The organism is Streptomyces sp. NPDC028910 (assembly GCF_055564955.1).
Window position 1 is genome coordinate 50,685 of the sequence record NZ_JBVHVF010000016.1, and the last position, 24,772, is coordinate 75,456.

A 24,772-nucleotide genomic window follows, 5' to 3' on the forward strand; every position below is an offset into this window, starting at 1 on the left:
GTCAGCGGCGTTTGTCCGATTGTCGCCCAGTGGCGAGTTCAGCCCGGTGTTCATCCGCCGCCGGATGCGTAGCGTCAGTGATCAGCGACGCAGGGAGGGATGAACAGCATGGGCACCAGCAGTATGAAGAACGACGTAGGCACGGCCTACATCAACGACGTATTCATGCGCCACCCATTGACCACGCGAAACCAAGAGGAACTCGAAATCGCCGCAAGGGCCGCCGGAATCCTCCAGCGGAACCAACTGCGGAACAAATTCAAGCGGACCCCCCAGGGAGGGGGAAAGCAGATCGACCCGATCGGGTTCTCCCTCAACAAGGTGCGCTACGGCGTCTTTCCCGAGGAAGAGGCGACCGCGCACGAGCGCGGCTGGCGCGCCTTTATGAATGTCGGCGTACCGGTCGTCGAGGAGCGGAGCGACATCCAGCAGCCTCCTCCCGACATGATCTCCAAGCAGACGTACATCAACGGCACCGACCCGATCAAAATCACTGTGACGGACACGGTCGAATTCTCGATTTCGAACACGATCAGCTGGTCGCTCCAAGGGGAGGTGAAGCTCACCTTCGGGGCGAAGTCCATCGCATCGCTCCAGCAGCAGCTCGCGAAGAGCATGGAGATGAAGCAGTACCAGAAGACCACCCTCCTCAACAGCAAGGACAACCAGGGCGTCAACACGGAGTCCCAGACGGAGGCGACGAGCAACACCACCGCCACTAGTTCCGTCACCGGCACCGGGGAATTGTGGGGAGAGCTCCTGCTCGGGATCACCGGATCCGTCAGTGGTTCCCTGACCACCGAATGGAAGCACCAGTCGGCGGTCAGCTTCGAAGTCATGAGCCGGGCGGACGTGATGGCCACGACGCGTCGCCAGATCCGCCAGTTCGACTACGAATTCCCGGTCACGTTCGGCGGCTGGGTCGCCTTGCACTATCCCGAGCCGGTGGAGGTGACGGAGACTCCGTCGAAGGCCCCCGGCCCGAAACACTCCAGGGTCATCGCGTGGAAACTCGGCGAGTCCGCCCTCGACGCCAGTCGCTTCGACCTGGCCGACGAAGGAAAGCGGTTCCTGCAGAAGGGGACGGCCGAGATCGTCGCTGTCCGTACCGGAGAACACCGGGTTTTCCAACCGGAAGTGCTCGACTACCAGAACCAGAAGCAGCCCCTCTAAGGGGCCGGGAGGAAACCCCATGTCCTTCAAGAACATCTTTGACAACGGCGGAGACGAGGCCGGTTCCGCCGACAAGTCCGCTCAGGCGCTGGACAAGGACACTCCAGGAGCCGGGGACGTCTCGGAGGCCGTGCGCAAGCTGGAGAGCGAGCGGGACCCGTGGCTTGTGCGCCAGACCGCGCACGGGGCGTTCGACGTCATGGGTTTCCTGGGCCCGCTCTTCCAGAACGCCCAGGGCATGGCCGCCGCGCAGCGCCAGGTCTCCGAAGACCCCGGTTCGACCTCCACCATGGCCTCGGCGACCACGAAGGCGTTCGGACCGCCGAAGGTGAGCATCGGCGACGCGGACATGCCGAAGCTCGAAGACCTGTCGGAGCTCATCGGCAAGAAGAAGAGCTACGCCCTCATCGCGACGGGTCTGGGAACATCCGAAGGCCTGGCGGTCGACCCGTCGTCGAACACGGTGTACGTCGCCGACCGGGGCGGCCAGAAGCTCTACGCGGTGAAGGTCGACACCGGCGCCCAGCGCGTGGTCGCGAGCGCCCTGGGCGAGATCGGCGATGTGCGGGTGGACAGTCAGGGCACGGCGTACATCGCCGACTACGGCGGTGCGCGCCTGCTCGCGGTGGATCTGCACAAGGGCACCTTCCGCAAGGTCGCCGACGTAGCGTACGCGTACGGTGTCGCGCTCGACGCGGCGGGCAAGGCCTATGTCGCCAGCTGGCTCGACGGGCAGCTGTTCGCCGTCGACCTGCCGGGCGGACAGAAGCAGGCGATCGCCACCGCCCTGGGGCAGGGCACCGGCGGAGTGGAGCTGGACGGGCGGGGCAAGGCGTACGTCGGACGGAAGGAGAGCGGCGGCTACCTGTACGAGTTCGACCTGGCCGCCCGCACCCACCGCGTCGTGGCCCACCTTCCCGGGGCGAGCACCATCCGCGTGGCCCTCGACGGCGCCGGCCGGGCGTACACCATCGACCACCTGAACGGCGGGCGCCTGCACGAGATCACCCTCGCGGACGGCGCGCAGCGCGTGGTGGCCACCGGCCTGGGGACGTGCGGGGGACTCGCGCTGGACACCGTCAACGGCTGGATCTACGTCAGCAACCGTGAAGGCCAGCTGTGGCAGATCAACCAGCGCGCCACCCAGGCCATGGGGGGCGTCGGCAAGGTCACCCCCTAGGCGCCAACCGCAATCCCTCCATCGCCCCCGGCCTGTCCGTCCAGCCGGGGGCGTCTTGCGTGGGGCGTCCTGCGTGGGGCGCGCTGGGTGGGTCGGAGTGAACTCCGCCACAGGGCGAGCGGGCCAGGCCCGGGACCACCGGGTTTCGGGGCCGGACCGCGGCCACCGGGTTATGCACTTAGTTGCAAAACCACCCTCCCCTCGCTAGAACAGGTGCATCACCCCCCGCGCGAGGAGGCGCCCCTCATGAGTTCCCAGAGCCGGTACCCGCACCTGCTGAGCCCCCTGGACCTCGGTTTCACCACCCTGCCGAACCGCGTGATCATGGGCTCGATGCACACCGGCCTCGAAGAGCACGAGCGCGGCTTCGAGCGCCTCGCCGCCTTCTACGCCGAGCGCGCCCGCGGCGGAGCCGGCCTGATCGTCACCGGCGGCATCGCCCCCAACGACGCCGGGCGCCCCTTCGAGGGCGGCTCCCGCCTCACCACCGAGGACGAGGCCGCCGAGCACCGGGTGATCACCGAGGCCGTGCACGCCGAGGGCGGGAAGATCGCGATGCAGATCCTCCACTTCGGCCGCTACGCCTACCACAAGGACCTGGTCGCCCCCACCGCCCTCCAGGCCCCCATCAGCCCCTTCGTGCCGAACGAGCTCACCGACATCGAGGTCGAGCGGACCGTCGAGGACTTCGTCCGGGCCGCCCGCCTCGCCAAGCTCGCCGGCTACGACGGCGTCGAGATCATGGGCTCCGAGGGCTACCTCATCAACGAGTTCATCGCCGCCGCGACCAACAAGCGCACCGACCGCTGGGGCGGCGCCTACGAGAACCGCGTCCGCTTCCCGCTGGAGATCGTGCGCCGCACCCGCGCGGCCGTCGGCGAGGACTTCATCCTCATCTACCGCCTCTCCATGCTCGACCTGATCCCCGGCGGCTCCACCCTCGACGAGGTCGTCCACCTCGCCAAGGAGATCGAGGCGGCCGGCGCCACCATCATCAACACCGGCATCGGCTGGCACGAGGCCCGCATCCCCACCATCGCCACCTCCGTCCCGCGCGGCGCCTACACCTGGGTCACCAAGCGGCTGATGGGCGCGGTGGGCATCCCCCTCGTCACCAGCAACCGCATCAACACCCCCGAGATCGCCGAAGAACTGCTCGCCGACGGGCGCGCCGACCTGGTCTCCCTGGCCCGGCCCTTCCTGGCCGACGCCGACTTCGTCGCCAAGGCCGCCGCCGGCCGCTCCGAGACCATCAACACCTGCATCGGCTGCAACCAGGCCTGCCTCGACCACACCTTCAGCGGCAAGATCACCAGCTGCCTGGTCAACCCGCGCGCCTGCCACGAGACCGAACTCGTCCTGTCCCCGACGCGGACGAAGAAGCGCGTCGCCGTCGTCGGCGCCGGCCCGGCCGGACTGGCCTGCGCCGTCTCCGCCGCCGGCCGCGGCCACGCCGTCACCCTCTTCGAGGCCTCCGGGCACATCGGCGGCCAGCTCGACATCGCCCGCCGCATCCCGGGCAAGGAGGAGTTCGAGGAGACCATCCGCTACTACGGGACCCAGCTCGTGGAGAGCGGTGTGGAGGTCCGCCTGAACACCCGCGCGGACGTGGCGACCCTCCAGGGCTACGACGAGGTCGTCGTCGCCACCGGTGTCACCCCCCGCACCCCCGACATCGACGGCGTGGACCACCCCCACGTGGTCAGCTACCTCGACGTGCTGCGCGACGGCGCCCCCGTCGGCGAGCGCGTCGCCGTCGTCGGCGCCGGCGGCATCGGCTTCGACGTCGCCGAGTACCTCACCGACAGCGGCGAGGGCGCCTCCCAGGACCCCGCCGTCTACTTCCGTCACTGGGGCGTGGACACCACGTACGCCGGCCCCGGCGGCCTCACCGCCCCGACCCGCCCCACGCCGCCGCGCCAGGTCCACCTGCTCCAGCGCAAGGCGACCAAGGTCGGCGCCAACCTCGGCACCACCACCGGCTGGATCCACCGCGCGGAGCTCAAGCACCGCGGGGTCGTCTCCGTCGCCGGGGCCACGTACGACCGCATCGACGACGAGGGCCTGCACATCACCGTCGACGGGGAGAAGCGCCTCGTACCCGCCGACACGGTGGTGCTGTGCACCGGCCAGGAGCCGCGCCGCGACCTGTACGAGGCGCTGCGCGCGGCCGGCGTGGAGGCGCACCTGATCGGGGGCGCCGACGTGGCCGCCGAGCTCGACGCCAAGCGCGCCATCCGGCAGGGCACGGAGCTGGCCGCCACCCTCTGACACCCGCCGGCCGAAAGGGATTGTGGCGGCCCGGCCGGGCCGCCACAATCTCCCGGGTGACGTTCTCACCCGCAGACGCAGACAAGATCCTCACCGACAACTTCGCCCCCTGGGTGCTCGCCCTCGGACTGACCGTCCAGGAGACGGGCGAGCGGCACGCCGTACTGCGGCTGCCCTGGTCCGAGGAACTGGCCCGGGACGGCGGCGGCCTCTCGGGGCAGGCCATGATGGCGGCCGCCGACACGGCCACGGTCATCGCGATCTCCGCCGCGCGCGGCGCGTACGGGCCGATGACCACCGTTCAGCAGTCGACGAGTTTCCAGCGGCCGGTGGTCGGCGCCGACGTGCTGATCCACGTACGGGTCACGAAGCTGGGCAAGCGCATGGCCTTCGCCGACATCACCCTGACCCCCGACGGCGCCGGAGAACCGGCCGCGACGGCCTCCACCGTCTACGCCCTGCTCGGGTGAGTTCGACCGGACGCAGGGCCTGATCGGGGAGAACGGCCCGGTTCACCCTCCGGGGTGGGCACGCCCGGAGAATCCTCGGCGCAGGCACTCGGTGAGGCGCGCCGCGATGCTTCCGCCGGGGTCGAGGCGCGGGTTGAAGATCGTGACATCGAGTCCGAGGGCCCGCTCGTCTGACAGTGCCGTCTCCAGCACGCCCTCCAGTTCGGCCCACGTCAGTCCGCCCGGCAGCCGGTAGTCCACGGCCGGCATGATCGCGTCGTCCAGTACGTCGACGTCGAGGTGGACCCAGTATCCGCAGCGGCCGTCGACGGTGAGCCGATCGACGGCCTGGCGGGCCGCTGCCGCGGCTCCCGTCGCGCGCACGGCGTCGAGGTCGAGCGTGTGCAGTCGGGGCGGCAGCGGCTGCATCCCGGCTTCCGCGGACTGGGCGGAGTCACGGAAGCCGAAGGCGACCACGTCCTCTTCGCGCAGCAGGGGGCCGCGGCCTTCGAGGTCGGTGAGCAGCCCGGGGCCGTGACCTGTGGCCAGGGCGAGTTCCATGGAGGCGGCCTCGCCGGTGGGCTCCGCCGACGGCTGGTAGAAGTCGGTGTGGCCGTCGATGAACAGCAGCCCGTGGCGTCCGCGGCGCCGCAGGGCCAGGAGGTTGCCGAGGAGGATGCTGCAGTCGCCGCCGAGGACCACCGGGAAACCGCCGCGGTCCAGGACGCGGCCGACCGCGTCGGCCAGCTTGACGGAGTACTCCGCGATGGCGGCGGGGTTGAGGACGCCGGTGTCGGCGTCGCGCCTCGGGTCGTACGGGGGCGCTTCGACCCGGTCGGCCCACACCGCCCCGAGCCGGGCCAGCAGGCCGGCTTCGAGGAGGGCCGTCGGCAGGTCCTGGACACCCGATGGCCGCAGCCCCAGCACCGACGGCGCCTCGATGACCGCCCGTTCCCGCACGCCCGACCCCTTTCCCTCGCCGGCTGCCACCCCATCAGAAGCCGTGGTGCGCAGTCGGACAACACGCCGGGGTGCCCCGGGAGGAGCGCGCCGGGGCGCGCACCCGGAAAGGGAAAAGGCGAGTGACAGACCGGGATCTCGTCACTTACCGTCCCCGTGTCGGAGATCGACGGACGGACCACAGCGGCGGACCGATGTCAGAAAGGCCGGGACCATCACCTCCACATCCGGACCCCGCAGTACGAGCCGTGTGCTTCGGCACAACAAGGACTTCAACGTCTTCTGGCTTGGCCAGGCGCTGTCCGTCCTCGGCGGTTCCATCTCGCTGCTCGCGCTTCCGCTGCTCGTCCTCGACGCCACCGGGTCCGTCGTCCAGATGGGCCTGCTGACGGTCGTCTCCGGCGCCACCGCCATCGGCACCGGGCTGTTCGCCGGCTACGTGGTGGACCGGGCGGACCGCCGCCGACTCATGATCGTCTGCGATCTGGTGCGGGCGGTCCTGCTCGGCGCGGTGCCGTTCGTCTGGTGGGTCGCCGGACCGCAGATCTGGCTGCTGTACGTGCTGACCGCGCTGGTCGCCGTACTGAAGACGCTGTTCGATGTGGCGTACGTGACGGCCGTGCCGAATCTGGTGCGTACGCAGGACCTCACCGCCGCCAACGGGCGGCTGATGGGCACCTTCGCGCTCGGGACCCTGCTCGGGCCGGTGGCGGCCGGCTTCATCACGGCCGGCGTGGGCGCGGACTGGGCGCTGGGCGTGGACGGGGCGACCTTCCTGGTCTCCGCCGCCAGCCTGGGATGGGTGAGGTTCACCCGGCCGACCGGTGAGCGCAGCGGCGGGGCCGGGGCAGGGGCCGGATCCGGGGCCGGGGCCGCATCCGGGGGACTGCGGGAGATGTTCGTCGTGGGCTTCCGCTTCCTGTGGGCCCACCCGCTGCTGCGCCCGCTGACCATCCAGCTCACCCTGCTGACCTTCGTCACCATGGGCGCCACCGACCTGCTGATCTACCGGGTCCAGCACGACCTCGGCCGGGACGCCGCCACGCTCGGCTACGTGATCGCCGCGAGCGGGGCCGGCGCCGTCGCCGCGGCGCTGACCGCCGGGAGGCTGCGCCGGATCCTCGGCTTCGGCACGTGCTGGCTGACCTCGGTCGCGATGATCGGCGTCGGGGTGGCGGTGACGGGCGTCAGCCGCAGCGTGCCGGTGATCGCCGCCCTGGCCGCCGTCTTCATGTTCGGGATCACCCTGGGCGGGATCTGCAGCATGACCCTGCGTCAGGAGGTGACCCCGGACCACCTGCTCGGCCGGGTCACCTCGGCCTTCTGGACCGTGCACAACGCCTCGGGCCCGGTGGGCGCGGCCGTGCTCACGGTGCTGGCCGCCCGCCACGGGGTCCCGGCGGTCAGCCTGGCCGCCGGGGCGCTGTGCCTGCTCGTACTCGGCGGCGGACTGCTGACCCCGCTGCGCGGCAGCCGGGTCGGCGCGGCCACCGCACCGGACCCGGCCCCTGACCGCACGGCCGAGCCCCCGGCGCGACACTGCCCGTGACGGCGCGCTCAGCCGGTGGCGGCGCCGAACCACTTGGGCAGGTGGCCGAGCAGATCGTGCTGTTGGTCGCCGACCCATGCGACGTGCCCGTCCGGCCGCAGCAGCACTGCGGGTGCGTCGAGTTCCTCGCTGACATCGACGACGTGGTCGACCCGGTCGGCCCAGCCTTCCACCGACAGGCGGCCGGTCTGGTCGAGCAGGAGCCCCCGGCCGTCGTGCATCAGTTCGTAGAGGCGCCCCTGCTTCAGCGCGAGGTCCCGCAGGCGCCGGCCGACCAGGTCATGGCCGGCGCCGAGGTCGTAGCGGACCCCGACCGCGGTGATCATCTCGGTCACGTACCGGTTCACCTCCTCGAAGTCCAACAGCTTCGAGAACAGATCCCGCAGCGCCTTCGCCCCGGAATCCGCCTCCAGCAGCAAGCCCTGCGCGCGGGTTTCGGCCAGTACGCGGGCGCCCTCCGGGTGCCGTTCGGCGTGGTAGCTGTCCAGCAGGCCTTCCGGCGCCCAACCGCGCACCTCGGCGGCCAGCTTCCAGCCGAGGTTGAAGGCGTCCTGAATGCCGAGGCTGAGTCCCTGCCCTGCGGTCGGCGGGTGGATGTGCGCCGCGTCGCCGGCCAGCAGCACCCGTCCGACCCGGTAACGGTCGGCCTGCCGGCTGGCGTCGCCGACCCGGGACACCCAGCGCGGTGAGTGCACGCCGAAGTCGGTGCCGGCACACTCCCGCAGGCGCTGCTTGAACTCCTCGAACGTCGGCATGGTCGCACGGTCCTCCGCCAGTCCTTCGGCGGGCACGATGATGCGGTACACCCCCTCACCCATGGGCACGGTTCCGAACCGTATGTGGGTCTTGCGGATCTCGGCCGTGACGGCGGCCAGCTTCGCCGGCTCCTCCGTCACCTCCACATCGGCCAACAACGTCTCGACCTTGGCGGGTTCACCGGGGAAGCCGACACCCAGCAGCTTGCGCACCAGACTGCGGCCACCGTCGCAGCCGACCAGGTAGCGGGCCCGCAGCCGCGTGCCGTCGGCCAGTTCGGCGCTCACGCCGCGCTCGTCCTGGCTCAGCCCGACCAGCTCGCAGCCCCGCCGGATCTCGGCCCCGAGTTCGACGGCGCGCTCGGTCAGCAGCCGCTCGGTCTCCGGCTGGGAGACGGTGATGCCGTACGGGTGCGCGGTATCCACCCCGTCGGGCCAGGGCTTGATGATGCCGGCGAAGAAGCCGCCGACTTGGAACTTCTCGCTGACGGCGAGGAACCGGTCGAGCAGGCCGCGCTGGTCCATGATCTCGACAGTGCGCGCGTGCACGCCGCGCCCGCGGGACTGCCCCGTCGGCTCCGTCAGCTTCTCCAGTACGACCACGTGCACACCGTGCAGCCGCAGCTCGCCGGCGAGCATCAAACCGGTCGGTCCACCACCGGCAATGAGTACGTCGACCATCACAACCCCCGTGTATCTGTGCAGGTCCTGGCTTCGACTGGCGATTATGCCCCGAAGATCGCCCGGACAGTGCTTAGGGGGGACGCCCCCGCTGCCGCGGAGGCGTCCCTCATGAGCCGGAGGTCACGGGGCCACGGGACGTCAGAACCGTCCGGGGCCGGACGGGAACGGCAGCGGCTTCGACGGCGGTGCGGATTCGCGCCGCTCGGCAGCGGCCGGCGAGCTCTGGCAGGTCACGTCCTCGGCGGGCAGCCGGCCCGTGGTCAAGTAGGCGTTGACCGGCGCGTTGGCGCAGGAGGCGGGGTCGAAGAGGTACACGCCGTGGCCCTCACCCCCGGCCGCCAGCACCATCCGCGAGCCCTTGAGCGCGCGGTGCAGGCCCTGGCCGCTGACGAGGGGGGTCTGCGAGTCCCACTCGTTCTGCACCGTCAGCACGTTCGCCTTCTTGTGCATCGGCGTGGCCGATTCGACCGGCCGGTCCCAGAAGGCGCACGGCTTGATGTTGGACGCGAAGTCCCCGTACAGCGGGTACCTGACCTTGTCCTTCGCCGCGTCCCGCTCGTACTGCTCGGTGTAGCGGGGCCAGTTGCCGGTGTCCCCGCACACCACGGTCCAGAAGACAGCCGTGCCGTTGTCCGAGGCGGGCTCTGGCCGGTCGCCCAAGAGCAGCCGCTTCAGCTTCGCCACGTCCGTGCCCGCGGGCAGCGGCTTGCCCTCGGCCGAGGCCTTGAGGGCCACCATGAGGGGGGTGGCCTGCGCCGGGTAGAAGAACACCCCGCGCGCGGACCGGATGATGTCCCCGGTGATCTTCTGCCCCTCGAAGTCGATCGGCTCGCGGTCGGCGCGTGCCACCAGCTGCCAGAACGTGTCCGACACCGCCTTCGGGGAGTCGCCGAGCTGGTATTCGGCCGACCGTTCCGCTGCCCACTGCGTCCATCGCGCGAAGGCGGGCTCGGCCTCCGTGGCCCACACCTGGATCATGCCGCGCCAGATCCGCTGCGGGTCCACACCGCTGTCGAGCACGAAGCGGTCCGTGCGCTGCGGGAACATCTGCGAGTACACCGCGCCGAGGTAGGTCCCGTACGAGTAGCCCACGTACGAGATCTTCCGCTCGCCCAGCGCCGCACGGATCGCGTCCATGTCGCGCGCCGTGTTGCGGGTGGTGATGTACGGCAGCACCGAACCGGCCTTCTCGCGGCACTTCTCGGCGACGGTGCGCGCCCACGCCACGTCGGAGGGGAAGCTCTCCGCACGGTACGGCCGGTCGAAGTTCTGCTCGGCGTCGCTCAGTCCGCAGGTGATCGGGCTGCTGGCGCCGACCCCGCGCGGGTCGAAGCCGATGAGGTCGTACTGCTCCCGTACGTCCTTGGGCATCGCCTCGTTCATCAGCAGCGGCAGGTCGAGCCCGGAACCGCCCGGGCCGCCGGGGTTCAGCAGCATGGCACCGTGCCGCTTGGCGGGGTTCTCGCTCTTCATCCGGGATATGGCGAGGTCGATGGTGCGCCCGTCGGGACGCCGGTAGTCGAGCGGGACCTTGAGCGTGGCGCACTCGTACGAGGCCGGCTGCTCGGGACTGCAGCGCTGCCAAGCGGGTTTCTGCGGCTGGTAGTCCGCTGCCGGGGCGGCGGAGACCTGCGTCGCGGTCAGCAGGGGCACGGTGGACGCGGTGAGTCCGGCGGCTGCGAGCAGCGGTGCGAAGCGTTTCAGGCGCACAGAGCGGTTCCTTTCGGCGAAGTCGCTTACTCGTCCACCCTGTTGCATGAGGGGCGCCGCCGAATCATCCCGGAGGGTCGTGCCTCGTGCTCCTCACGAACGAGCTGATATCAGGACAACTGGCCGACACGCCGCAGTCGGCGCTGACGCTGTGCACCATGGGCAGCCCGGAAGTTCAGGGGTGGGCGGAGTGCTCGGTGGGCCCGGCGTGCGTGGAGCCGGTCTCCAGGGAGCCGCCGAGCCGGCCGCGCACCGCGGTCAGGGCCTGCGCCGACTGGGCGGTGACGACCCACCGGTCCCCGACCAGATAAGTGCCGCCGTACATCCGGGATTCGGTCAGCCAGGAGCGCAGTCCCTCATCGGCCGCGAAGGTGACCATGCGGTACGGACCCTGCCCGGTCTCGCATCCCCCTTGCCGCAACTCCTCGGCCTCCACGCTCACTTCTGCGGTACATCCGATGGCCGTGGCGATCTCTTCGAGCGAGGTACGGTGCGCCGCCGCCTCGCCGGACCCGGCCGCCCGGCCCGCCCCGCCGGCGCAGCCGCCGCACAGCAGCACGGCGGTGAAGACCGCGGTGACGGCCGGAAGGGACGGGCGGATCCGCCGCGTACGGCGGTCGGTGGACGGCATGGCAACCTCACTGGCTGATCGGGGAGTCGTCGCGGTGCGGCAGTGGTGCGGTCGTGGTGCGGTCGTGGTGCCCGGGCGGGGAGGGGCCCGGGCACCACGTGTCTGGGTGTCTGGGTGGGTGGGTCGGCGCGGCCGGTCCGGAGCTAGCCGGCGGCGGCCTTCGCCTTCTTTCCCTTGTCGGTCACGGCGAACCAGAGGCCCTGCTTGTTGTGCCCGCTGATGTCCCCGGGTTCCTTGTCGCCGGTGAAGGAATAGACCGGCCAGCAGTCGATCGTCAATTGCTCGCTGCCGTCGGGCCGTTTCACCGAGCCCACCAATTCGGCGGGAATTCCCGTCACCTTTCCCTTGTCGACGGGCTTGGCGGGCTTCCAGGTGTCCAGGCAGGCGCCGACGCAGCCGATTTTCATGGGCCAGGCACTGTCCTTGTCGAAACGGTAGAGGGTCCGGCCCTCCGCATCCGCGATGATGGGACCGAGTTCGGCGTTCTGGTCGACGGTGAGTTCCGCGCCCTGATTCGCCTGCTTCGCCTTGTCCGCCCCGTGCGCCGCTCCGCTCTTGCCGGGAGCGGCCGGCTTGCCGTCGGGCCCCAGCACGTGCCAGGTTCCCCCGACGCCCTCACCGAGCGTGTCGCCCGGCTTGGTGTCCTTCGCGTAGCGGTACACCGGCCATCCCGCGAGCGTCAGCTGCCGGGTGCCGTCGGCTCGCGCGACCGAACCGAGGAGCGCCGCGTCGATGCCCTCACCGGCCGAGACGTCGTCCGCGGCCACGACGGGCCAGGCGGTGGCGCAGTCCCCCTCGCAGGTGGACTTGGGGGGCTTGGCCGTGTCCTTGTCGAACCGGTAGAGCGTGAAGCCCTCGCTGTCGGTGACCGCCGCGCCCAGCCCCGGGACCTCCTTCACGGCCAGCTGCCCGGCCGGGCCGTTCTTGCCGGCTCCGGCCCCGGCCCCGGCCGCCGGGTCGGTGCCGGAGCCGCTTCCGTACGCGTCGTCGTAGGCGGACCCGACCTGTTTGCTGTCACCCACCGGCTGGACCGAGTTCCCCTTTCCCGTGGCATTGTCGGCGCTGCCGCACCCGGCGGTCATCAGCAGTACCGCGACCGCCGACCCGGCGAATATCTCACGACGCATTCTCTTCACGATCTCTCCTTCAGGTTCGGTCCCGCGTTTTCGTGTCCCCGGTCATTGATACGGGGCTCAGGGCGGCGGAAGTGAATATCCCTGGGAATTTGTCAGATCGCGCCAAGATTGAACTCGGGCCCATTGGTTCAGTCCTGGATGCGCAGCGCGAGGGCCGGGCAACGCCGCACCGCGCGCAGCGCCTTGGGCCGCAGCCGCCCCGGCACCGGCATGGACGCCTGGGCCGGATAGCCGTCCGCGTCGAGCCGTACGACATCGGGCAGGACGTCCACGCACAGCCCGTGCCCCTTGCACAGGGTCCAGTCCACGACCAGCCGCTCCGGGCTCTCGTCCCGCGGCAGCGGCAGCGCCCCCAACACCCGTCGGCCGCAGCCACTGCCGAGTGCGTGGTCCCGGAACTCGTCCGGGAAAGCGCTGAGCGCCGAGGCCACGAAGTGCGAAGTGCCGTCGGGATGGCTGCACGCGCCCCGGCCCCGGACCACTCGCAGCCGCGCCTCCACCGTTTCGAGGGCGGCTCTGCCCCCTCCCCGCACGGCGTCCTCCAGTACGTCGGCCAGTGCGGGCAGCCCCCGTACACAGGGGCCGCACTGGCCCGCGGACTCCTTCGCCATCCAGCGGGTCACCCGGGCCACCTCCCCGGCCGGACAGGTGTCCTCGGGCAGGGGCAGGACCGCGCCGGCCCCCAGCACCGCGTCGAAGGCGGCGAGGGACTGCCGCGACACCTCCGCGGCGCGGGCGGCCCCCGGGTCCAGCCATCTGCCGTGGTAGCCACCGACCAGGACGCCCTGGCCGGGATCGGTGCCGCACAGCTCCAGGACGTACGCCAGCGAGGTCCCGGTCGGCGTCTCGACGACCGTGGAGCCGGCGACGGTCAGCAGGACGGTGCCCGGCTCGGCGGGCAGTCCGGTCGTACGGTAGTCCAGCGCGCCGAGCCGGGCGGCGACGGCGAGTTGGGCGTAGGTCTCGGTGTTCGACAGCAGGGTGGGCACGCCGCCCAGGCCCCGCTCACTGGTCCGCACCTTCTGCCCGGACGGCAGCGCCGCCCCGCCGTTCAGGCCGCTGATGAGGGCGGTTCCCTCCCCGGTCACGAAGCGCTCGGGCAGCCGCGCCACCCGCACCCGGCGGCCGGCCGGGCCGCGTTCCGCGACGGCGGCCCGTACCGACTGCTCCACGTCCGCACGGGTGACGGCCACCACGACGTCCTCGGCGGAGAGCGCCGCGGCGGCCAGTAAGGCCCCATCGAGCACCAGGTGCGGGGCGTGCAGCAGCAGCGCGGTGTCCTTGAGGCAACTCGGCTCGCCTTCGCTGCCGTTGACGACGACGGCGGTCAGCCCGTCCCGTCCCCGGGCCGCCCGCATGACGGCGCGCAGTTTCCGGGCGAAGGGGAAGCCCGCCCCGCCGCGCCCCCGCAGGTCGATGTTGTCGGCGAGGTCGACGAGCTCGTCCGGCCGGTACGGGGGCAGCGAGCCGTGTGCGGTCAGATGGGCGACGCGGTCGAGCCGGGGGGCCCGGTCGAGGCCGGCCAGCAGCCTGGGGACGCCCACACAGCCGAGGCCGGGCCGCGGGTCGCCGGTCATGTCCACCGCTCTCGGGTGGCGAGCTGTTCCTCGCCCGCGCCGCCGGCCAGGCCCGGCGCGTACACGGCGGTACGCGGTGGGTGGTCGGGCCTGGGCGGCGCGGCCGGCCGGGGGAACGCGGCCGGCCGCGTTGCCCGCCTGGGTCGGGGTACGGCGGCCGAGGCGGGCCCCGGCGCGGCGGCCGGTGGGGCGATCGGGCGCGAAGTGACCTCTCGCATCCGGGACTTGATGCGGAGGGCGAGGACGCACGCGACACCGACCAGGCACAGTGCGTAGGCCGCCGTGACCCAGGCGTCGGCGGAGCGGCCCGCCTTCAGCCCGTGCACGAGCGACGCGCCCCACGCCGGATAGGCGCCGAGGTGCAGGGCCCGCCACCACAGGGAGCGGCTCTTGGTGGCGAACACGCTGCGCACCGCGCCGGAGACCGCCACCGCCAGGAAGAGGTATCCGGCGAGCGTGCCGAGTCCTATCAGGACGGGCCGGCCGTCATCCGTGAACGGCAGGACCGCCGAGGCCGCCGTCGTCCGCTGCTCCGCGATCTTCACCCAGATGTGGAGGGCCAGGAAGCCCAGCCCCGCCACCGCGAGGCCGCGGTGCACACCCTGGGCGAGCAGCCGGTGGCCCGAGCCCAGGAGCAGCCGGTCTGTGGCCATCAGCCCCCACAGGACGGTGGCGGTGAGCGAGACGAGCGAGATCACGCCCGCCCCGTAGTCGAGGAAGTCCCAGACGCGGGTCAGAGCGCCCGCGCGGGCGGCCACGATGACGGAGACGAGTGCCGCGCCGGCGGCGCAGAGCGCGCCGGGGCTCAGTCTTCCGGCGGTGGGAAGGAGGGAGGGCCGCCGGACGGCGCGCCGTCCGGCGGCCGGAGCCGATGCCGCGTGACGGCTTCTGCGGCGGGATCTGTGTGAGCGTGGCATGTGCGGCTGGGGCAGGGGCATCCAGTTCTCCTGTGCGCCTGGGCTCCGAGCACTCCACCTGGCGCTCGGCACCCGGGGGTCGTTGTCGTCTGTGCCCGGCAGCGCTGTGAAACTCCGCGCCGGCCGAGGGAACTTGGGGCCGGAGTGCAGAAGCATCGTGGAGCTGCACAGCAGCTCCACAGGATTTATCGAAACGTGATAATTTCTCGCACCGCGTCTCCGGCGCATCGAACAACACCGGAAGATTCCCCTCCAGCGGAGGTTGCGACAGGCCTCTCCAGGAGGGAGTGCGAGGGTCTCAACTCCCGTACCAGGTAAGGGTATTGGTGCGAGAGGCAACCTCGGCGGGCTTGTCGCTCTTCCCCGGACAAGCCTCACCCCGGCACGAACGAGGTAACGATGTGCGAACTTCTGAACCGCATCTGGTCCCGCCCGCGTGGCGAGTGGACCCGTGTCCTGCGCAGGGAACTCCCCGCGCTGGCCGCGGAGATAGTGGAGGAGCTTCTGCATGGAATTCCGGAATTTTCCGCACTTATCGATGACAACGATGCCATCGATGACGAGTTGCTCAGGCAGCGGGTGGAGGAGGCTCTTCTCACCGCCCTCGGCTATCAGGAGCAATCCCGGGAACGAGCACCGGACGAGGACGAGGGCGAGGACCCGTCCGAGAGCGAGGGTGAAATCGAGGGAGAGACCGCGGCCGACGGCGCGGTGGGAAACGAGGTCGAAAGCACGGACGAGTGCGAGGTCACGCACGAAGGGAGGGACGAGGGCCGGGGCCCGGGCGACGGCCGGGACAAGGACCGGGACGCGTGCGAGGTCACGCACGAGGGCCGGCGCGACGGCGACCGGGAGGGCGACCGGGAGGGCGATCGGGCGCGTCAGGAGCTCTTCAGGACCCTCACCGATGACAGGGCCGCAACGGAGAGTTCCCTCAGCGAGCTCGCCGAGGCGGCCGGCTGGCCCCTCCCGCCGGCCGTACGGGCCGTCGTGCCGGCCACGCCCGGCGAGACGCTCCAGCTCGCCGCGGTCCTGGACGACGCCCTCGCCGGCATGTTCGCGGGCCGGCCGTGCCTGCTGGTCCCGAGTCCCGACCCGGACACCCGAGCCCCCCTGGAACACCTGCTGCGCGGCCGGTTCGCGGCCGTGGGCCACGCCGTCCCCCTCCGGGACACGGCCTCCTCGCTGCGCTGGGCGCTGCGCCTGTTCGCCCTGACCCCCGCCCGCCCGGGCCTGGACGCCCGGCCCGTCTACGTCGACGACCACCTCTCGACCCTGCTGCTGCTTCAGGACGAACCCCTCGCCCACGCACTGGCCGCCCGCTGGCTGCGCCCCCTGGCGGATCTGACCCCCCGCCAGAGCGAGCGACTGGAAGTCACCCTGCTGGCCTGGCTGGAGGGCGGCGGAGCCCCCGAGGCCGCGAAGGCCCTGAGCGTGCACCCGCAGACCGTGCGGTACCGCATGCGCCAGCTGGAGAAGCTCTTCGGAACCGGCCTGCGCGACCCCCGCACCCGGTTCGAGCTGGAGATGGCCCTGCGCAGCCGCCGGCTGATGGCCCAGGTGCGGCGTCAGCACTCGCGGGTCGGCCGCAGGGCGGCGCGCGTGATCCAGGCGGACTTCACGCCCCTCGGCGTCGGGCGGATCGCCCGCGTCAACGGGCTGTAACCTCAACGGCCTGTGAACGTCAACGGGTTGTGAACCTCTACGGGTTGTGAACCTCAACGGGTTGTGAACCTCTACGGGTTCTGAACCTCGACGGACTGTGAACCTCGACGGGCCCGTGAACCGCAACGGCTCGTGAACCCCAACCGCCCGGCCCGGCCCCGTCACCACGGGGCCGGGCCGGCGGTCGTGCACACGTCTGCGGTGTTGGCCCGAAGTCGGCTCCGGGCCAACACCTTTCCCGGGGCGGGCGCGGTGGTGGGGGAGGGGCGCGCCCGCCCCGGGAGCTGGAGGGGGATCCGTACCGCTTCGGTCAGCGGCAGGTGCGCCCGTCGTTGATGCAGGACACGGCCTTGGCCATCAGGCCGTTCGACATCACGTTGATGAAGTCGTCGTGGTCGGTCACCGGTTTGTGCAGCTGCTCGGGGAAGCTGTCCACGGCGATACGGGCACCCGGCGCCACCCCGTACGTGATGCGCTGCACCAGCTGCGGAATGGCGGTGAAGCCCTTCTGGCAGCGTCCGTTGCGGTCCGGGAAGGCCACATGGGTCCGGTGGTTGGCGCTGTCGGTGTTCCGGCCGTCCCAACAGCTCTGGAAGGTGAAGGTGCGCACCACGTCGCTGCCCTTCGGGCAGATCGGGTACTTGTCCTTCAGCTGGCGGTTCTCGAATCCGGTGCAGCTCCACGAGGCGTTGGCGTTGGCCGTGCCGTTGGCGAAGGCCTTGGCGTCACCAGTGATGATGCGCAGGAAGCGGGGCATGGCCGTGACCTTGCCGACGGGACTGCCCTTGAAGGTGATCGTCACCTGCTTCGGCCGCAGGATGGTGCCGACATTGCCGTCCTGGCCGCCACCGGGCGCCTTGGCGTCCCGCTCCGCCCTGCCGTCGCGCAACCGCAGCACGGGCCAGTAGTAGCTGGACTGGTCGCCGTTGCCGCAGGTGGTGCCGGCCGCGGCGAGGCTGTCGTTGGTGGAGAAGGCGTCGGTGGACTCGTTGCCCACGTAGTCGTGCATGTGGTGGGCGCCGTTGGAGACGCCGGGTGCGACGATGACGTTGTCGGGGTTGAAGTGGCCGTTCTCGTTGCGGCCGCACTGCGAGCTGAAGGACCCCGAGGAGGCGCCCGCCGATCGCGCGGGAGTGCGTACGTTCGGCCGGACCTTGGTGATGTCGGCGAAGTCGCTCCGCGCCGGACCGCCCTTCTGTCCGGTGCTCAGGGCGGCGCTGCGCTCGTCCGGTCCGCCGGCCGCGACGCCCAGCGCGGCGTCGTCCTCGACGGACGCCTTCTTCATCGCGCATCCGCTCAACGAGCCTAGTTCTTCGGGACGTTCGGCGGAGCGGCCTATCGCGTCGGTCATGCCGGCGATGGTCTTGTCCCGCTGGTTCCGGAGCTCACCGAGGAGGGCGTCCCCCTGCGCCTCGCCCGCGGCGAGCCGCCGGTAGGCGTCGGCCACCTGGTCGTCCAGCTCGGCCAGGCTCTTGTCGACCTCGGCCTTGGCCTGCTCGGGCACGGCGGTGAGCCGCTCTCCCACGTCGGGACAGTCGATGGTGGCCGTCAGCTGCGCCGTACGCTCGCCCTCGCCGTCCTGGCCCGCGGAGGCGTTGCCGGCGACGATGGCGACCCCGCCACCGCCCAGCACGAGCGCGGCGATCACGGCCAGGAGCTTGTTCGACAACCGGGGGCGTTTGTGGCCCTTTTGACTCATGCGATCACTTCACTTCGTCGGTCGGACATTGTCGGAGAGCCCGTCGAAGTCGACCAGCCCGGTGTCTTCGAGGACCGTGATGTGGTCCAGAACCGTGGCGTTGGCGGACGTGGCGAGGGCTCTGATCATGGAGTTGCGGGTCTGCGCCCGTATCCCGGCCAGCAGGGCGAACACCTTTCCGTGCGCCCTTCGCAGCAGCTGGACGAACAGCCGTTCGTAATCGTCTCCTCGGGCGCCGGTCAGCTGGCCCAGCCAGTCCTGCTGCTGCGCGGAGGGCTGGTTGGGCAGGTCGACGCCGAGGGCCTGACCGACCTGGATGACCTGCCGGTCCAGGTCGGCGTGGCCCTCGACGAGGTGCTCCCCGGCGGTACGCACCGAGGCGCGCGTCCCGCGCTGCTGGGCCTGCCGCCCCGCGGGCAGTTCCCACAGCCCGGCGAGCCGTACCTTCCGTACGAAGTCCCGGTCCGCCGGGGTCAGCGGCCCGTACGCCGTGCTCATCGTGCCGCGGCCGTCGTCCTCCCCCGCCGGACCCGCGGCCGCGGCCGAGGCCCGGCCGCCGAAACTCTCCACGGGTATCAGCAGCGCGATCAAGGTGAGGGCGAGAGCGGTGATGACGACGCCGCTTCCGATCGTGTACCTGGTGGCCACCGACAAGCTGCTGATGGACCTCCGCCGCAAATGCAGCACTGTGCCTCCTCGCTCCAGGGGCCGGGAGAGTGGCGGGGCAGGAGGGTCCGCACGTGCCGTGCGGTGCACACCCGCATTCCCGGGGTGTCACGGGACGCTAGTGCCCGGCGTGGGGCCCATGCGGGAGGACATCACCATCGGATAAACGTCCTGACGAGCCCCCGAAAGGCTGATATCTTGCCGCGCCCGCCAGGAGCTCCTGAGCTCAGGAGCTCAGGAGCTCAGAAGCTGAGCTGGTGCGACTAGACCGGATGCCCGTCGGCGTCCGTGTGGTCCTTCTGGGTGGTGAACTTGTTCAGGAACACGTCGTAGCGGCCGTCGGGGCGGCGGGTCAGGGTCGCGCCGTCCTGCCAGATGCCGTTCTCGGGCCACCACTGGCTGCCGAACGGGTCACCCTGGTTCTGGTGGATGTTGTGCATGCCCAGACCGGCCTCGAACGGTTCGCCGAAGACCAGGATCGGCCGTCCGACGACTAGAATCGGCTCAAGGGCTCGGGCGGCGTCCAGATTGGACCCCGACGTCCAGGGCCGGGACGGCCTCGCCAACCGGTCGAGGAGCTCCCGCAGCCGGTGGGGCAGCCACGCGGGCCAGGCCGGGCCGCGGCTGCGCAGTGCCGGATGACGGATGTAGTCGAGGGCCCCGGACGCCGCCTCATGGGCGAGTTCGTGGTACCCGGGTGCCAGAGCCGCCACCGGGCCGAGCGCCGAGGCGTCCAGGGTGAAGGCCTTCCACTGCACACCGGTGTCCGAGGCGTGGCTGTCCACGTCGATGGCGCACTTGTACCGCCCGTCCGGAGCGTCGACCCGGAGGTTGACGTGGAACCATGCGCCTGCCGTGTCAGGAGTGTCGCGGAAGTGCTTGTGCAGGGTTCCGGCCAGAACGCCGTAGTGGTCCAAGGGCATGTTCCCGAGTGAATCACCGGTCGGGGCGGCCGGCCATCAGAGCGCGGCCATGCGCATCCGCCCGGCGGTGCCTACCGTCGATCGCGTGCGGTTCCCCCCGGGCCGTGTGAAACGTCGAGGCAGAGGTCGGTCCTTCATGAGTCTCAGCATCCGCAACCAGTTCGCGGGCACCGTCACCGCCGTCACCGTCGGCGAGGCCATGGCGACGGTCAAGGTCCGCTTGGAGGGGGGCCAGGACATCACCGCGGCCATCACCGCCGACGCCGTCAAGGACCTCGGCATCACCAGGGGCTCCGCGGTCACGGCGCTGGTCAAGGCCACCGAGGTGGCCGTCGCCACCGGCCCCGTCGAGAACATCTCCATCCGCAACCAGCTCACCGGCACGGTGACCGACATCGCCACGGGCCCGGCCATGGCCGCCGTGAAGGTGGACGTTGACGGTGGCGGCGGCCTGACCGCGGCCGTCACCGCCGACGCGGTCGAGGCGCTGGGGCTGGCCGCCGGCTCGTCCGTCGTGGCGCTGATCAAGTCGACCGAGATCTCCCTCGCCACCGCCTGACGAGAAGGTCCGCCCCTGCGGTGGGAGAATCGGCAGGGGCGGAGGGGGCCGCTCGGTAGGAGTGCGCATGACCCGTGGTGTACCTCGCCGCGTGGCGCATACGGCGGTCGTGGTCGGCGCGAGCATGGCCGGACTGTGCGCGGCGCGCGTTCTGGCGGACCGTTTCGACCAGGTCGTCGTGCTCGACCGCGACGTCCTGCCGGACGAGGCCCGATGGCGCGCGCAGGTGCCGCAGGGCCGCCAGCCCCACCTCCTGCTGTACGCGGGCGCGCAGCTCCTGGAGGGCTGGTTCCCCGGCATCGTCAAGGAGCTGTACGACGGCGGAGCGATCGAGTTCGACATCTGCCGCGACTTCTACTGGCACCAGAGCGGTGGTGCCCTGACCCGCCCGGAATCCGGTCTCCGCGGCCCGGCGATGTCGCGCCCCTTCCTCGAGGCGGCGGTACGAGGGCGCCTGGCCCGCCTGCCCCACGTCACCCTGCGCGATCGGACCCCGGTGGAAGGGCTGGTCACCGACCCCACGGGGACGCGGATCGCCGGTGTCCGTCCGGCCGGGCACGCGGCGCTCCCGTGCGATCTGGTCGTCGATGCGACGGGGCGCCCGGCACGGAGCCTCGGCTGGCTCAAGGAACTCGGGTACGGGCCGCCGCCCCTGTCGGTGGTCACCGTTGACACGCACTACTCGAGCCGGATCCACCGGCGCGACGAGGCGACCGCACGGGACTGGAAGGCGGCAGCGGTGATCGGGGACCCCGCCACCCGGCGGCTCGCGATGGCCCTGCCGCTGGAGCACGGCCGATGGATCATCGCGCTCGTGGGCATCAACGGCGAGGTGCCGCCGACCGACGACGAGGGGCGGCTGGCCTTCGCCCGTAGCCTCGACTCGCCCGTAGTCGCGGACCTCATGGCCGCCTCGGAACCGCTCACCGAACCGGTGTCCCACCGCTTCCCGTCGAACCAGCGCCGTCACCTGGAGCGGCTGCGCCGATTCCCGCTGGGCTGGGTGATGCTCGGTGACGCGGTCGCCAGCTTCAACCCCGTCTACGGACAGGGCATGACGTCCGCGGCCCAGCAGGCGGCGGCGCTCGGTGAATGCCTCGACCACACGGGTGCGCTCGGCCACGCCTTCGCCCGCCGCTGCTTCGGCGCCGTCGCCCGCACGGTCGACGCCCCGTGGTCCATCACCGTCGGCGGAGACTTCGCGTACGCGGGCACCAGGGGCAAGAAGCCGACGGGAACCGACCTGCTCAACCGGTACATGGACCGCGTCATCCGCGCCGCCCAGCACGACGAGGACGTCAACATCCGCTTCAGTGAGGTCGCGGGTCTGGTCCGCCGCCCCGAGTGGCTCCTCACTCCGCCCTTCCTCCTACGGGTGCTCCGCTCCGCACGGTGACCGCGCGGGCGGACCGACGCGCTGGTGTGGTTCAGTGGGCGGCCGGGGCCATGTCGTAGGTGACCCACATGGTCCGCGAGGCCACCTGGTCGTACTTCGACCTCGCCCGGTGGTTGTCGTCGGCGGTGATCCAGCGGACCACGCTCCAGCCGCGCTCGGCCGCGAGCTCGCGCAGCGCGCCGAGCAGCAGGTCGGCGGCGCCCGAGCCGCGGTGCTCCGGCGCCACGAACAGGTCGTCGAGGAAGCAGCCGACCGTCGCGGAGAGCGGCCGGGCGAAGGGGCGGTAGTGGGCCAGGCCGAGGAGCCGGCCGTGGGCGTCTTCGGCGACCAGGGCGCTCACCTCGTGGCCGGGGTCGGTCACCCACGACCACACCGTGGCGGCCGCCTCCTCGGTCTGCTCGACCCCGTAGAAGTCGGCGTAGCCGCGGTAGAGCGCGCGCCACTGTGCGAAGTCCTCGGCCTGCGCGGCACGCACGTTGATGTCGGACATACGGCTGAACTCCCGTGATCGAAAGGATGCAAAGGATGCAAAGGATGCAGGGAATCGATCATCCGGGAGTCCGGCGGGGGCGGTAGGTGCCGCGGTGTCCAAACCCGCCCTGCCGCAGCGCCGCCGTGGAGGGTGGCCCGGGACCGCCGCCGGTGCACGTACCGTGACGGCCCCTGCGTTCAGGTCCGCGGCTCGCTGATGTTGACCATCCAGGTGATGCCGAAGCGGTCCGTGCACATGCCGAAGACGTCGCCCCACATCTGCTTCTCCAGCGGGACCGCGACCGTGCCGCCGCCGGAGAGCTTGTCCCAGTAGCCGCGCAGCTCGTCGGCGTCCTCGCCGCTCACGCTCACCGAGATGTTGTTCCCGGGCTTGTACTCCGCCCTCGGCGGGTTGTCGGCCCCCATGAGCGTGAAGCCGCCGGTGGTCTCGAGCATGCTGTGCATGATCTTGTCAGAGGCCTCTCCGGCCTCCTTCTGGCCGAAGTCACCGTAGGTGTTCAACCTCAGGGTGCCGCCGAAGACCTCCTTGTAGAACTCCATGGCCTGCCGGGCGTCACCGTCGAAGCTGATGTACGGGTTGAGACGGGAAGTCACGATATCTCCCTTTCATGATGGTGTGTCATTTTTTGCCAGACTAGGCGATGTGCGGCAGGGCGACCGGAGCGACACTGGTGGGGCGTCAGCGGGACCCGGCGCTGCTGCGCCGTGCGCTCGCCGCCGCGGGCGGCGGGGCGGGATCGGCAAGACCGCGTTCACGCGGGCCGGCCTGGCAGGCGGCCGGCTCGGGTGCCCGCCCGCACCCCCGTGGCAGGGGTCAACTCGCGTGGGGCGTGGCGAACCGGCTGCCCGGAAACCGGCCGGGCCGGCTCCTCGGTACCGGCGGGTTCGCCGAGCAGGGCCGGGCCGCCCCGTAGAACGCCGCGTACGGCAGCAGGGCCCGTCACGAACAGGGCCGACGGGACCGCACGCGGCGGTCAGCCGCGGGCCGGGGGAGGGGCTCCCTGCCACTCGCGACCGTCCGGCCGTCCCGTCAGGAGAAGCGCCAGCGCGTCTGGCTGTACCCGCCCTTGCCGAAGCCGAAGGCCGTGCGCGGGGGTACCGCGAAGACCAGGGCCTCGCCCGCCCCGGGATTGACGAAGACGCCGTCGCCCACGTCGAAGTGCCATTCGGGCCCGTACTTCGCCTCCCACGCGGCGGCGAGGTCGCGCAGCCGGTCGGAGTCGGTCACGCGGGCCGCTTCGCCCTCGACGACGAGGTCGAAGCCCTCGTGCAGGGTGTTGCGGCCGGTGGTGAGGGCGACGTGCGGGTTGCCGCGGAGGTTCTTGGCCTTGCGCTCCTCCGGGCCGGTGCAGAAGTGGAACGCGCCGTCCGCCCAGACGCCGATCAGCGGGGTGACGTGCGGCCGCGCGTCCGGGCGTACGGTCGTCAGCCAGTACAGCTCCGCCTCGGCCAGCCGGGTGACGGCCTTCGACCACGGCACGGCGGTCGCCTGCTCGTCGCTGTAGCGCTCGTCCAGCTCGGCGAGGGGTTCCTTGTCGGGCACGGGGGCTCTCCTCAAGACGACGTCACCCACCAGCCTGTGCCCCGATGCCCGGCCCGGCCACTCCGGTGGGCTGACAAGGGGGAGCGGCCCGTGTCACCGCGCGGTGCGAGACGTCTCTACGTCCTTGTCATGCCTAGGTAATGTGCGGCAAATCTTGCAGCAGCTTCCAGCAAGGCCTGTCTCAACTCTTCGTGGCGCCCGAGGAGTACGGCTGAGCACGCCCGAGCACGCCCGAGCACGCCCGAGTACGCCCCCACACGGCCGCGCCCCGCGGCCTCATTCGTGGAGCCTCGTGTGAAACGTGTCCCGCGCCCGAAAGGGCATGGCCCTCTGACCCTGGTACTCGCCCTGCTCACCGGACTTCTGGTGACCCTGCTTCCCGCCCTCCCGGCGAGCACCGCCCGCGCCGCCACGTCCAACACGGCCACCGTCTACTACTCGACCGCCACCACCGAGTACGGCCTGCCCGTCCACGAGGCGCTGATCGTCACCGGCGACTACAGCCGCGCCAGCGGCGAGGAGGCGGCGCGCCTGCTCCTGGAACGCTCCCCGGACCTCGACGCCGTCTTCGTGGCCTCGGACCTGATGGCCCAGGGTGTCCTCGACACCCTGGCCCGGGCGGGCCGCCGCGTTCCCGAGGACATCGCCGTGGGAGGCTTCGACGACTCCCCGGCGGCGCTCTCCTCGCGGCCCGCGCTCACGACGATCCGTCAGCCCTGGGACCGGATCAGCACCGAGATGGTGCGGATGCTCCTCGCCCGCATAGCGGGGGAGGAACCGGCCGCGGTCATCCTGCCCACGGAACTCGTCCGCCGCGAATCCGCGTAGCCCCAAGGG

The 24,772-nt window shown here is 71.2% G+C and carries 22 protein-coding genes; 9 read left to right on the plus strand and 13 right to left on the minus strand.

All coding sequences use genetic code 11. The features are described 5' to 3' along the window. Positions 1–108 precede the first annotated feature (108 nt). The 4 genes from ACZ4TV_RS20195 (at position 109) to ACZ4TV_RS20210 (ending at position 5,094) form a co-directional block, all read left to right on the plus strand. Positions 109–1,173 carry a gluconolaconase gene (locus ACZ4TV_RS20195; RefSeq protein ID WP_468136051.1) on the plus strand — a complete coding sequence of 355 codons (1,065 nt, stop codon included), beginning with the start codon at positions 109–111 and terminating at the stop codon, positions 1,171–1,173. Positions 1,174–1,192: 19 nt separating this feature from the next. Then, positions 1,193–2,353: an NHL repeat-containing protein gene (locus ACZ4TV_RS20200; protein WP_468136052.1), complete on the plus strand. Its 1,161-nt coding sequence runs from the start codon at positions 1,193–1,195 to the stop codon at positions 2,351–2,353. A 246-nt stretch (positions 2,354–2,599) separates the two neighbouring features. Further along, positions 2,600–4,624, plus strand: coding sequence for an NADPH-dependent 2,4-dienoyl-CoA reductase (locus tag ACZ4TV_RS20205; protein ID WP_468136053.1), 2,025 nt, complete (start codon positions 2,600–2,602; stop codon positions 4,622–4,624). A gap of 56 nt (positions 4,625–4,680) precedes the next feature. Then, positions 4,681–5,094: a PaaI family thioesterase gene (locus ACZ4TV_RS20210; RefSeq protein WP_468136054.1), complete on the plus strand. Its 414-nt coding sequence runs from the start codon at positions 4,681–4,683 to the stop codon at positions 5,092–5,094. Between the two features lie 42 nt (positions 5,095–5,136). Here the strand turns inward: ACZ4TV_RS20210 and ACZ4TV_RS20215 are convergent, their stop codons facing one another. Continuing rightward, the gene (locus ACZ4TV_RS20215; protein WP_468136055.1) at positions 5,137–6,033 is read right to left on the minus strand and encodes an arginase family protein; all 897 of its coding nucleotides are present in this window, start codon (positions 6,031–6,033) and stop codon (positions 5,137–5,139) included. A 250-nt stretch (positions 6,034–6,283) separates the two neighbouring features. On the opposite strand from ACZ4TV_RS20215, the gene ACZ4TV_RS20220 reads away from it, so the two are divergent. Further along, a complete protein-coding gene (locus ACZ4TV_RS20220; protein ID WP_468136056.1) occupies positions 6,284–7,582 on the plus strand; it encodes an MFS transporter in 1,299 nt (432 codons plus the stop codon). An 8-nt stretch (positions 7,583–7,590) separates the two neighbouring features. On the opposite strand, the gene rox is transcribed toward ACZ4TV_RS20220, so the two are convergent. From rox to ACZ4TV_RS20250, 6 genes are all read right to left on the minus strand, one after another. Then, on the minus strand, positions 7,591–9,018 hold the full coding sequence (gene rox / locus ACZ4TV_RS20225) for a rifampin monooxygenase (RefSeq protein ID WP_468136057.1): 1,428 nt from the start codon (positions 9,016–9,018) through the stop codon (positions 7,591–7,593). A gap of 141 nt (positions 9,019–9,159) precedes the next feature. Beyond that, positions 9,160–10,731 (minus strand): alpha/beta hydrolase, encoded by a 1,572-nt coding sequence (locus ACZ4TV_RS20230; RefSeq protein ID WP_468136058.1) that lies wholly within the window; start codon positions 10,729–10,731, stop codon positions 9,160–9,162. A 175-nt stretch (positions 10,732–10,906) separates the two neighbouring features. After that, positions 10,907–11,362, minus strand: coding sequence for a hypothetical protein (locus ACZ4TV_RS20235; RefSeq protein ID WP_468136059.1), 456 nt, complete (start codon positions 11,360–11,362; stop codon positions 10,907–10,909). Positions 11,363–11,505: 143 nt separating this feature from the next. After that, the gene (locus ACZ4TV_RS20240; protein WP_468136146.1) at positions 11,506–12,489 is read right to left on the minus strand and encodes an SCO0930 family lipoprotein; all 984 of its coding nucleotides are present in this window, start codon (positions 12,487–12,489) and stop codon (positions 11,506–11,508) included. Between the two features lie 137 nt (positions 12,490–12,626). Then, positions 12,627–14,075, minus strand: a complete 1,449-nt coding sequence (locus ACZ4TV_RS20245; protein WP_468136060.1) for an NADH-ubiquinone oxidoreductase-F iron-sulfur binding region domain-containing protein — start codon at positions 14,073–14,075, stop codon at positions 12,627–12,629. Then, positions 14,072–15,013: a hypothetical protein gene (locus ACZ4TV_RS20250; protein WP_468136061.1), complete on the minus strand. Its 942-nt coding sequence runs from the start codon at positions 15,011–15,013 to the stop codon at positions 14,072–14,074. The genes ACZ4TV_RS20245 and ACZ4TV_RS20250 overlap by 4 nt, the downstream gene beginning before the upstream one ends. Positions 15,014–15,391: 378 nt before the next feature. Between ACZ4TV_RS20250 and ACZ4TV_RS20255 the strand changes: the two genes are divergently transcribed. Beyond that, on the plus strand, positions 15,392–16,657 hold the full coding sequence (locus ACZ4TV_RS20255; protein ID WP_468136062.1) for a PucR family transcriptional regulator: 1,266 nt from the start codon (positions 15,392–15,394) through the stop codon (positions 16,655–16,657). A 310-nt stretch (positions 16,658–16,967) separates the two neighbouring features. Here ACZ4TV_RS20255 and ACZ4TV_RS20260 read toward each other — a convergent pair whose 3' ends face one another. The 3 genes from ACZ4TV_RS20260 to ACZ4TV_RS20270 form a co-directional block, all read right to left on the minus strand. Beyond that, positions 16,968–18,356 (minus strand): DUF1996 domain-containing protein, encoded by a 1,389-nt coding sequence (locus tag ACZ4TV_RS20260; RefSeq protein ID WP_468136063.1) that lies wholly within the window; start codon positions 18,354–18,356, stop codon positions 16,968–16,970. A gap of 9 nt (positions 18,357–18,365) precedes the next feature. Then, a complete protein-coding gene (locus tag ACZ4TV_RS20265) occupies positions 18,366–19,004 on the minus strand; it encodes a DUF4142 domain-containing protein (protein WP_468136064.1) in 639 nt (212 codons plus the stop codon). Positions 19,005–19,285: 281 nt separating this feature from the next. Then, positions 19,286–19,945 (minus strand): DUF2278 family protein, encoded by a 660-nt coding sequence (locus tag ACZ4TV_RS20270; RefSeq protein ID WP_468136065.1) that lies wholly within the window; start codon positions 19,943–19,945, stop codon positions 19,286–19,288. Positions 19,946–20,081: 136 nt separating this feature from the next. Here ACZ4TV_RS20270 and ACZ4TV_RS20275 point away from each other — a divergent pair, with 136 nt between their 5' ends. After that, positions 20,082–20,504, plus strand: a complete 423-nt coding sequence (locus tag ACZ4TV_RS20275; RefSeq protein WP_468136066.1) for a TOBE domain-containing protein — start codon at positions 20,082–20,084, stop codon at positions 20,502–20,504. A gap of 67 nt (positions 20,505–20,571) precedes the next feature. After that, positions 20,572–21,900 carry an FAD-dependent oxidoreductase gene (locus ACZ4TV_RS20280; RefSeq protein WP_468136067.1) on the plus strand — a complete coding sequence of 443 codons (1,329 nt, stop codon included), beginning with the start codon at positions 20,572–20,574 and terminating at the stop codon, positions 21,898–21,900. A gap of 31 nt (positions 21,901–21,931) precedes the next feature. Here the strand turns inward: ACZ4TV_RS20280 and ACZ4TV_RS20285 are convergent, their stop codons facing one another. The 3 genes from ACZ4TV_RS20285 to ACZ4TV_RS20295 all read right to left on the minus strand — a co-directional run bounded on the left by ACZ4TV_RS20285 (position 21,932) and on the right by ACZ4TV_RS20295 (position 23,935). After that, on the minus strand, positions 21,932–22,390 hold the full coding sequence (locus tag ACZ4TV_RS20285) for a GNAT family N-acetyltransferase (protein WP_468136068.1): 459 nt from the start codon (positions 22,388–22,390) through the stop codon (positions 21,932–21,934). Between the two features lie 179 nt (positions 22,391–22,569). Next, positions 22,570–22,986, minus strand: coding sequence for a VOC family protein (locus ACZ4TV_RS20290; RefSeq protein ID WP_468136069.1), 417 nt, complete (start codon positions 22,984–22,986; stop codon positions 22,570–22,572). 436 nt (positions 22,987–23,422) lie between these two features. Further along, positions 23,423–23,935 (minus strand): pyridoxamine 5'-phosphate oxidase family protein, encoded by a 513-nt coding sequence (locus ACZ4TV_RS20295; protein ID WP_468136070.1) that lies wholly within the window; start codon positions 23,933–23,935, stop codon positions 23,423–23,425. Between the two features lie 366 nt (positions 23,936–24,301). On the opposite strand from ACZ4TV_RS20295, the gene ACZ4TV_RS20300 reads away from it, so the two are divergent. Continuing rightward, complete coding sequence (locus tag ACZ4TV_RS20300) at positions 24,302–24,763, plus strand: LacI family DNA-binding transcriptional regulator (RefSeq protein WP_468136147.1); 462 nt, start codon at positions 24,302–24,304, stop codon at positions 24,761–24,763. Positions 24,764–24,772: the final 9 nt, after the last annotated feature.

Bases quoted from the DNA above. Each gene is read 5' to 3' on its own strand.
- ACZ4TV_RS20195 (WP_468136051.1), top strand. From the start codon at position 109: ATGGGCACCAGCAGTATGAAGAACGACGTAGGCACGGCCTACATCAAC.
- ACZ4TV_RS20200 (WP_468136052.1), top strand. From the start codon at position 1,193: ATGTCCTTCAAGAACATCTTTGACAACGGCGGAGACGAGGCCGGTTCC.
- ACZ4TV_RS20205 (WP_468136053.1), top strand. From the start codon at position 2,600: ATGAGTTCCCAGAGCCGGTACCCGCACCTGCTGAGCCCCCTGGACCTC.
- rox (WP_468136057.1), bottom strand. From the start codon at position 9,018: ATGGTCGACGTACTCATTGCCGGTGGTGGACCGACCGGTTTGATGCTC.
- ACZ4TV_RS20235 (WP_468136059.1), bottom strand. From the start codon at position 11,362: ATGCCGTCCACCGACCGCCGTACGCGGCGGATCCGCCCGTCCCTTCCG.
- ACZ4TV_RS20240 (WP_468136146.1), bottom strand. From the start codon at position 12,489: ATGCGTCGTGAGATATTCGCCGGGTCGGCGGTCGCGGTACTGCTGATG.
- ACZ4TV_RS20245 (WP_468136060.1), bottom strand. From the start codon at position 14,075: ATGACCGGCGACCCGCGGCCCGGCCTCGGCTGTGTGGGCGTCCCCAGG.
- ACZ4TV_RS20250 (WP_468136061.1), bottom strand. From the start codon at position 15,013: ATGCCCCTGCCCCAGCCGCACATGCCACGCTCACACAGATCCCGCCGC.
- ACZ4TV_RS20255 (WP_468136062.1), top strand. From the start codon at position 15,392: ATGTGCGAACTTCTGAACCGCATCTGGTCCCGCCCGCGTGGCGAGTGG.
- ACZ4TV_RS20260 (WP_468136063.1), bottom strand. From the start codon at position 18,356: ATGAGTCAAAAGGGCCACAAACGCCCCCGGTTGTCGAACAAGCTCCTG.
- ACZ4TV_RS20270 (WP_468136065.1), bottom strand. From the start codon at position 19,945: ATGCCCTTGGACCACTACGGCGTTCTGGCCGGAACCCTGCACAAGCAC.
- ACZ4TV_RS20275 (WP_468136066.1), top strand. From the start codon at position 20,082: ATGAGTCTCAGCATCCGCAACCAGTTCGCGGGCACCGTCACCGCCGTC.
- ACZ4TV_RS20280 (WP_468136067.1), top strand. From the start codon at position 20,572: ATGACCCGTGGTGTACCTCGCCGCGTGGCGCATACGGCGGTCGTGGTC.
- ACZ4TV_RS20285 (WP_468136068.1), bottom strand. From the start codon at position 22,390: ATGTCCGACATCAACGTGCGTGCCGCGCAGGCCGAGGACTTCGCACAG.